The organism is Vandammella animalimorsus (assembly GCF_002288875.1).
Classification (GTDB): domain Bacteria; phylum Pseudomonadota; class Gammaproteobacteria; order Burkholderiales; family Burkholderiaceae_C; genus Lampropedia; species Lampropedia animalimorsus.
Map to the genome: position 1 here is coordinate 22,335 of NZ_NTBH01000014.1, position 6,837 is coordinate 29,171.

The 6,837-nt window shown below is 64.2% G+C and carries 7 protein-coding genes; 1 reads left to right on the top strand and 6 read right to left on the bottom strand.

From position 1 onward, the window contains the following. Positions 1–116: 116 nt before the first annotated feature. From hisC to CLI93_RS14265, 4 genes are all read right to left on the bottom strand, one after another. The gene (gene hisC, locus CLI93_RS14250; protein WP_095543329.1) at positions 117–1,193 is read right to left on the bottom strand and encodes a histidinol-phosphate transaminase; all 1,077 of its coding nucleotides are present in this window, start codon (positions 1,191–1,193) and stop codon (positions 117–119) included. A 99-nt stretch (positions 1,194–1,292) separates the two neighbouring features. Next, positions 1,293–2,063: a hypothetical protein gene (locus tag CLI93_RS14255; protein ID WP_095543328.1), complete on the bottom strand. Its 771-nt coding sequence runs from the start codon at positions 2,061–2,063 to the stop codon at positions 1,293–1,295. Between the two features lie 89 nt (positions 2,064–2,152). Further along, positions 2,153–2,815: a maleylacetoacetate isomerase gene (maiA, locus tag CLI93_RS14260; RefSeq protein ID WP_095543327.1), complete on the bottom strand. Its 663-nt coding sequence runs from the start codon at positions 2,813–2,815 to the stop codon at positions 2,153–2,155. Positions 2,816–2,847: 32 nt separating this feature from the next. Further along, the gene (locus tag CLI93_RS14265; RefSeq protein ID WP_095543349.1) at positions 2,848–3,777 is read right to left on the bottom strand and encodes a polyprenyl synthetase family protein; all 930 of its coding nucleotides are present in this window, start codon (positions 3,775–3,777) and stop codon (positions 2,848–2,850) included. 401 nt (positions 3,778–4,178) lie between these two features. On the opposite strand from CLI93_RS14265, the gene bfr reads away from it, so the two are divergent. Beyond that, positions 4,179–4,646 (top strand): bacterioferritin, encoded by a 468-nt coding sequence (gene bfr, locus CLI93_RS14270; RefSeq protein WP_095543326.1) that lies wholly within the window; start codon positions 4,179–4,181, stop codon positions 4,644–4,646. A gap of 71 nt (positions 4,647–4,717) precedes the next feature. On the opposite strand, the gene CLI93_RS14275 is transcribed toward bfr, so the two are convergent. Together CLI93_RS14275 and CLI93_RS14280 are read right to left on the bottom strand one after the other, a co-directional pair. Further along, a complete protein-coding gene (locus CLI93_RS14275; protein WP_095543325.1) occupies positions 4,718–5,407 on the bottom strand; it encodes an aspartate/glutamate racemase family protein in 690 nt (229 codons plus the stop codon). A 19-nt stretch (positions 5,408–5,426) separates the two neighbouring features. Continuing rightward, positions 5,427–6,377: a CoA transferase gene (locus CLI93_RS14280; RefSeq protein ID WP_095543324.1), complete on the bottom strand. Its 951-nt coding sequence runs from the start codon at positions 6,375–6,377 to the stop codon at positions 5,427–5,429. Positions 6,378–6,837: the final 460 nt, after the last annotated feature.

Below are 6,837 nucleotides of genomic sequence, written 5' to 3' on the forward strand. Positions count from 1 at the left end.
GCGCACGGTTTTGTTGCACGTGAGATTAAGAATGTTTCCTATGCCTTGCCCGGCGCGCCCGGTCAGGCAACGCGCGGCCACACACTCCAGCCGCGGCCTGCATGGGTACGCTGGCGCTACAGCAAGGCATCCAGCGCGGCCAGCAAGACCTGGCTTTGCTGCGGCGTGCCGATGCTGATGCGCAGGTGCTCGCGCAGGCGGGGTTTGTCGAAGTGGCGCACCAGCACCTGGCGCTCGCGCAACCCGGCGTAGAGCTGCGCGCCCGCATGCTGCGGATGCCGCACAAAGAGAAAGTTGGCGCACGAGGGCAGCACTTCAAAGCCGCGCTGCTGCAGGGCCTGTGCCAGGGCCTGGCGCGTGGCGACGATGCGGGCCGTGCAATCGCTGTAGTAGTCCCAATCCTGCAGCGCAGCCTGGGCCCCGGCCTGGGCCAGGCGCCCCAGCGGGTAGGAGTTGAAGCTGTCCTTGACGCGCACCAGCGCCTCGATGAGTGGCGCCTGCGCCATGGCAAAGCCCACCCGCAGGCCCGCCAGCGCCCAGGATTTGGACAGGGTGTGCACCACCAGCAAATTGGGGTAGCGCGCCACCAGTTGCACGGCCGACTGCGCGCCAAAGTCCACATAGGCCTCGTCGATCAGCACGGCCGATTGCGTGAAATGCGCCGCCAGGCGTTCGATGTCTTGCAGCGGCAAGGCCATGCCCGTGGGCGCATTGGGGTTGGCCAGTACCACGCCGGCACAACTGGCCGGGTCGATGGCCAAATAGTCCTCAACGGCGATGCGCCAATCCTCGCGCAGCGGCACTTGCTGCATCTCGATGCCGTGCAACTGGCAATAGACCTTGTAGAAGCTGTAGCTGATGTCGGGCATCAGCAGCTTGCGCCCAGGGCGCACGAACAGGGCCCGGAAGGCATGACCCAACACCTCATCGGAGCCGTTGCCGACGAAGACCTGCTCGGCATCAATGCCGGCGCTGGCATGGCGCTGCGCGATGGCCTGGCGCAGGCGCAGCGACAAGGGGTCGGGGTAGAGCTGCAGCCCCTGCTGGGCGGCCTGCGCAATGGCGGCGATCACCTGGGGCGAGGGGCCGTAGGGGTTTTCGTTGGTGTTGAGTTTGACGAGATCGGCCACCTGCGGCTGCTCGCCAGGGATGTAGGGCTCCAGCGCCTGCAGGCCATCGCTCCAGAAGTTCATGGTTGGATTCAGTGTGTGTTGGGCTGTTGAGATTCAGTGTTGCGGCGGTGTTTTCGATCCAAACTCCGCAGACGCGCCTGGTAAAAACCAAGGGCCTGTTCAATCCTGCGCCGGCGGCTGCTCCAGGCTGCGGTAGGCCGCATTGAGGCGTTGCATGGTGCCGGCATTGAGTTCGCGCTGCGCCCTTTGCCATTGGGAGGTGGCCTGCTCGATAAGGGGCCTGAGGCGCTCGGCCCTGGCCCGGTCGCCCTGCTGGGCTGCGACGATGGCGTATTCGGCATGCACATGAAAGCCGCCATGGCGCTGCGCCAGCTGCTCGAACAGGTCATAGGCCGCAGGCACATCGCCACTGACCGCCAGCGTCTGCGCCTGCAGGATGCCCACTTCCTCGGGGCGAAAGCCTGGCTGCTCGCGCTGCAGGAATTGCAGATGCTCCAGGGCGCGCCCTGGCTGCCCAGTCAGCGCAAAGGCCTGCGCCGCGCCCAGGCGGATGTCGGCATCGTTGGCAAAGGGGCCGCTGAGGCATTGCGCATATTCGTTGGCCGCTTCTTCGGCCTGGCCAGCGGCCAGCAGGGCCGCTGCCAGGCGCATGCGATTTTGCGCGGTGGGCGTGTACTCCCAGGCCTGGCGCGCCTCGCGCAGCTCGCGGCCCGGGTCCAGCACCTGCCCGGCAGCGGCCATCAGCTTGCGCCCTTGGCGCTGCATGCGCTGGTTGCTGGGCAGGTAGATGCTGAAGAAATAGGCCACGCTGCCCAACAGCGGGAATGAGAACAGGATGAACAGCCAGTAGCTCTGCTGGCGCGTGCGCACCGCGTGCACGGCAAAAAACAGCGCCACCAGCAAATGCAGCCCAAGGCCGATGAATGGCATGCCCGTCTCCGATCTCTCAGGAAAAGAAACGGGCATTGTAGATAGAGAAGCGCCCTGCCTGGCTCTGCTGGCGGGTGCAGCAGACTGCCTCAGCCCTGCTGCATGGGCGCGTCAGGCTGGGCCATGGGCGCGGCCTGCTGGAAGGGCGCCTGCTCCAGGCAGTGCCGGTACACCGCCATGGTCAATGGGTAAGCATCCGTCTCGCACTGCATGCGCAGCGCATTGGACACCTGCGGCACCAGGCAGCAATCGGCCCAGCTGGGCTGCGCGCCCAGGCAATAAGGGCCTGCGTGCCCCTGATTGCGCAGCTGCGCCAATAAATGCTCCACCACCTGCAGGCCCTGGGCAATCCAGTGCGCGTACCAGGCGTTTTTGCGCGCATCGTCCAACCCCAACTCTTGTTGCAAATAGCGCAGCACTCGCTGGTTGTTCACTGGGTGGATGTCGCAGGCGATGGCATGGCACAGCTCCAGCACGCGCGCCCTTTGGCGCGGCTCGGCCGGCAGCAGCGCCGGCTGCGGGTGGCGCTGCTCCAGGTAGTCCAAAATGGCCAAGGACTGCGTCAGCGCAAAGCCGTCATCCTCAATCAGCAACGGCACGCTCCCGGCCGGATTGCGCGCCAAATATTCGGGCGTGCGCTGCTGCAGCGTGCGCAGGTTGATGGGCAAATAATCAAACGGCAGCTGCTTGAGGGCCAGCGCAATGCGCACTCGGTACGAGGTCGAGCTGTAGAAGTAGTTGTAGAGCTGCATGCTCTGCGCTCCTGCGGGGTCGATTCAGTTTCTCAGTTGCGGCGCGCCTGCAGACGCTCCGGCAGAGCCTTCAGGGCAGTGGTGCAAGCGTTGTCCGGGAAGGCGGTCAGGGCCTGCAAGGCGCGCTGCGCCTCGGCTTGAGCGCATTCACGCGCCACCTGCAAGGCCCCAGTGCTGCGCACGATGGCGATCACTTCTTCGAGCTGCTCAACCGAGCCTTGCTCAATGGCCTCGCGCACGGTGCGCGCCTGCTGCGCATCGCCGCGCTGCATGGCCACGATCAGCGGCAGCGTGGCCTTGCCCTCGCGCAAGTCATCGCCCACGTTCTTGCCCATTTCCTGGGCGCTGCCGTCGTAGTCCAGCACGTCGTCGATGATCTGAAAGGCGGTGCCCAGCGCCTGCCCGTACACCGCAGCAGCCTGCTCCAGCGCCGCATCGGCGCCGGCCAGAATGGCGCCAACTTGGGTGCTGGCCTCGAACAGCTTGGCGGTCTTGGAGCGGATCACTTGCAAATACCCGGCCTCGTCCAGCGAGGCATCGTGCATGTTGATGAGCTGCTGCACCTCGCCCTCGGCAATGATGTTGGTGGCCGCAGCCACGACCTGCATGACGCGGATGTTGCCCGTGGCCACCATCATCTCGAAGGCGCGCGAGTGCAGAAAATCGCCCACCAGCACGCTGGCGGGGTTGCCAAAACTCTGGTTGGCCGTGGGGCGACCGCGGCGCATCGTCGATTCATCGACCACGTCGTCGTGCAACAAGGTGGCCGTGTGGATGAACTCCATCACCGCCGCCATCTCGTGGTGATGCCGGCCCTGATAGCCCAGGGCTTTGGCCACCAGCAGCAGCATGGCCGGGCGCAAACGCTTGCCGCCTGCGGAAATGATGTAATGCGCCACCTGGCCGATGAGTGCAACATTGGTGGTCAGCCGCGCAGCGATCACTGCATCCACGGCCTCCATGTCCTGGGAGATCAAGGTCAAATCTTGGTCGTTGCGAGTCATTGCAAAAAAGCCCGGCGGCGATGGCGCCCACTGCGCCTGAAAAAAAGAAAATTATAGGGAGATTGCCAGCCTCCAAGGCCGCACCAAGGCACCGAAATGCCAGAGCCTGCGGCCATGTAAACGCCATCGAACAAGAACGCATCTCAAGCGCTTTTGCATACCTATCCGTATGCATACCGCCTGGCTGGGGGCTTGTCTTCACAGGCCCTGCACGAAGGCCGATACTGCGCTCCAATTCAAGCTACGCAATAAGTGAGTGGGCAAGGCCCACAAAGCGCCTTTTCGAGTACCACACAAGCCATAGGCGCCATGGCACAGCATGCCTTGGCGCCCTGACATTTTTTTCAAGGAAAAATCCCATGCAAGGCAATCCCAAAGTCATCGACACCTTGGTGCAACTGCTGCGCGGCGAACTCGCCGCTCGCGATCAATACTTCTACCACTCGCGCCGCTATGAGGATCTGGGGCTGAAAAAGCTCTATGAGCGCCTGAACCACGAAATGGAAGAGGAAACCCAGCACGCCGACGACATCATGCGCCGCATCTTCATGCTGGAGGGCAAGCCCGACATGCGCCCGCTGGAGTTCACCCCTGGCGACACAGTGCCTGAAATGCTGCAAAAAGACCTGGACACGGAGCTGGAAGTGCGTGACCGCCTGCGCGCGGCCATGCAGTTGTGCGAAGCGCAAGGCGATTACGTCTCCCGCGACATGTTGCTCAGGCAGCTGCGCGATACCGAAGAAGATCACGCCTACTGGCTGGAGCAACAGCTGGCGCTGATCGAGAAAATCGGCTTGCCCAACTATCTGCAAACGCAAATGGGCTGAGCACAGGCCCAAGAGAGGGCCTCTGCACACATGGCCTGGTGGGGGCCAGCTTTTTAGAGCACCCTCTCGCTTCAGCCCCACTCCAGCGCATATTCCACCGCCGCCTGGGCCAGCAAGGCAGTGGAATCCAGTAGTGGCACACCAGCCTCTGCATCGAGCACCAACGGCAATTCAGTACAGCCCAGCACCACTGCCTGCGCGCCCTGCTCGCGGTGGTACTTGTCGGCCAGCGCACGAAAGTAGCTGCGCGCCGCCTGTGTGACCACGCCGGCCACCAGCTCCTCCATGATGAAGCGGTGCACCTGGTCGATTTCCTGCGCATCGGGTTTGAGCAGCTCAATACCGCTGCCTGCCAATCGCGGCTCGTACACCCTCCCCTGCATGGTCGCCTGCGTACCCAGCAACAGCAGGCGCTGCAGCCCCTTCCGCTGTGCCGCACGCTTCACGGGCTCGGCAATGTGCAGCCAGGGGATGGGCAGCTGCGGCGCCACCTCAGCATAGACTTCGTGGGTCGTGTTCGCAGGGCAGATGAGGAAATCCGCGCCGCAGCCCTGGAGCTTGGCGGCCGAGCGCAATACCAGCTGCGGCCAACGCTGCTTGCGCTGCTCCCAACTGCCCGCATACTCCGAAAACGAAAACGCATGCAGGGAGACTTCAGGATGGCGATGCCCGCCCAGGCGCGCCATGCTCAGTGCGCAAATCTGCCGGTAGGTCAGCGCCGCGCCTTCTGCCGTCGTAGCCAGGATGCCGATGTGTTTCATGCAACTGCTTCCCATGGCCTCAGTCCGGCATGGTCAACAAGGGGATGTCGTGCGCCTGGGCCATTGCATCGAGTTCGGCACAGCGGCGCGCGGCGCAGAATGCGGCCACCGCCTCGTGCGTGCCAGCGGCCAGCATGTCGCCCTCAGCCCCCGGCGCGCTGGGCATTTGCGCGTCCCCGGCCGCAGAGCACACCTGCTGCCACAGGCGCTGGGCGAAATGCGGCTCCAGCGCTGCCATGGCCACACGTCCATCGGCACAAGGGTAGAGGCGGTAGCCCGCATGCGCGCCGCCTGTCATGCCCTGCGGGGCGCAAATCCCCCAAACCCTCGGCAGCGCCAGCCAATGGGCCGCATCAAGCAAGGACACTTCGATGCAGCGCCCCCGGCCATCGGCCTGGCGCGCCAGCAATGCCTGAAGCACCGCCTCGGAAGCCATCAGCGCACCAGCCATGTCGGCCAGCAGCGATGGCGGCATGTGCAAGTCGGGCACCAGCCCGGCCTCGGCCTGGTAGCTCAGATCGTGGCCGGCCTCGTTGGCGCGCTCGCCAGCGGCGCCGAAGATTTGCACCAGTGACAGCCCAGGGTAGCGCGCCTGCAAAGTGCCCCAATCCACGCCCAGCTTTTTCATCGCCGCAGGCCGAAAGGAAGTCAGCAGCACATCGCAGTGCTCCAGCAAGGTCTGCAGCTGCGCCTGGCCAGCAGGCGACTTCAGGTCGGCCTGCACGCGCTGCACGTCAGCATGCATTTGTGTGTAGGCAGCGGGTTCGTATTGACCCATGGGGTCGCTGGTGCTGGCCCCGGCTGGGGCCGGGGCTTCCAGCTTGGTGCAATGCGCGCCCATGCCTGCCAGGCGCATCAATGCCGCCGGGCCGGGCAAATTCAGCGCCAGGCTGAGAATGCGCACGCCCGCCAGCGGGCCTACTGCTGGCGGCTCGATAAAGGTGGGGGGATGGGAAGAAGCTGCGGACATGGTGCAATACAAAAAAGTGGTGCGCGCGCGCTGCCCGGTGAAGAGCGCAAACGCCGCGCTGCTGAAGTGTGCACGATGCGGCAGCGCCTGGCTGTGCCACGCCAGACATTTGAGAGGCCTTCGCCCCCAGCGCTGCGCAAAGCACCGGCACCGGCATAGCATGCATGGGCAGGCCCACACGCTGGCCGCGCACGAGGGGGCGGTCATTCGTGCAGCCCCTCCCCCGGCAAAAACCACAGCAAAAAGCCTGCAAACCGAAGCTTGCAGGCTTTAAGAGTTCAGAACCCACGCCGCATGGCGTGGATTTCAAGAACAGGCTCTTACACTCTTACAGGGAACCTCTCAAAACCTCACCTGTACTTTTGATCGAGTAAATTGCTCAGCATGATCACTCCTGGCAGCGCCCTGAAGTTCGACCTGTTTGCCCAAGCCTGTCGAGAGCGCAAGCTTGAAGACTTGG

What these genes read in the sequence shown, in the direction of transcription:
- CLI93_RS14265 (WP_095543349.1), bottom strand. Translation starts at nt 3,777, where the DNA reads ATGGAGGCCGTGGATGCAGTGATCGCTGCGCGGCTGACCACCAATGTT.
- hisC (WP_095543329.1), bottom strand. Translation starts at nt 1,193, where the DNA reads ATGAACTTCTGGAGCGATGGCCTGCAGGCGCTGGAGCCCTACATCCCT.
- bfr (WP_095543326.1), top strand. Translation starts at nt 4,179, where the DNA reads ATGCAAGGCAATCCCAAAGTCATCGACACCTTGGTGCAACTGCTGCGC.
- CLI93_RS14275 (WP_095543325.1), bottom strand. Translation starts at nt 5,407, where the DNA reads ATGAAACACATCGGCATCCTGGCTACGACGGCAGAAGGCGCGGCGCTG.
- CLI93_RS14280 (WP_095543324.1), bottom strand. Translation starts at nt 6,377, where the DNA reads ATGTCCGCAGCTTCTTCCCATCCCCCCACCTTTATCGAGCCGCCAGCA.
- CLI93_RS14255 (WP_095543328.1), bottom strand. Translation starts at nt 2,063, where the DNA reads ATGCCATTCATCGGCCTTGGGCTGCATTTGCTGGTGGCGCTGTTTTTT.
- maiA (WP_095543327.1), bottom strand. Translation starts at nt 2,815, where the DNA reads ATGCAGCTCTACAACTACTTCTACAGCTCGACCTCGTACCGAGTGCGC.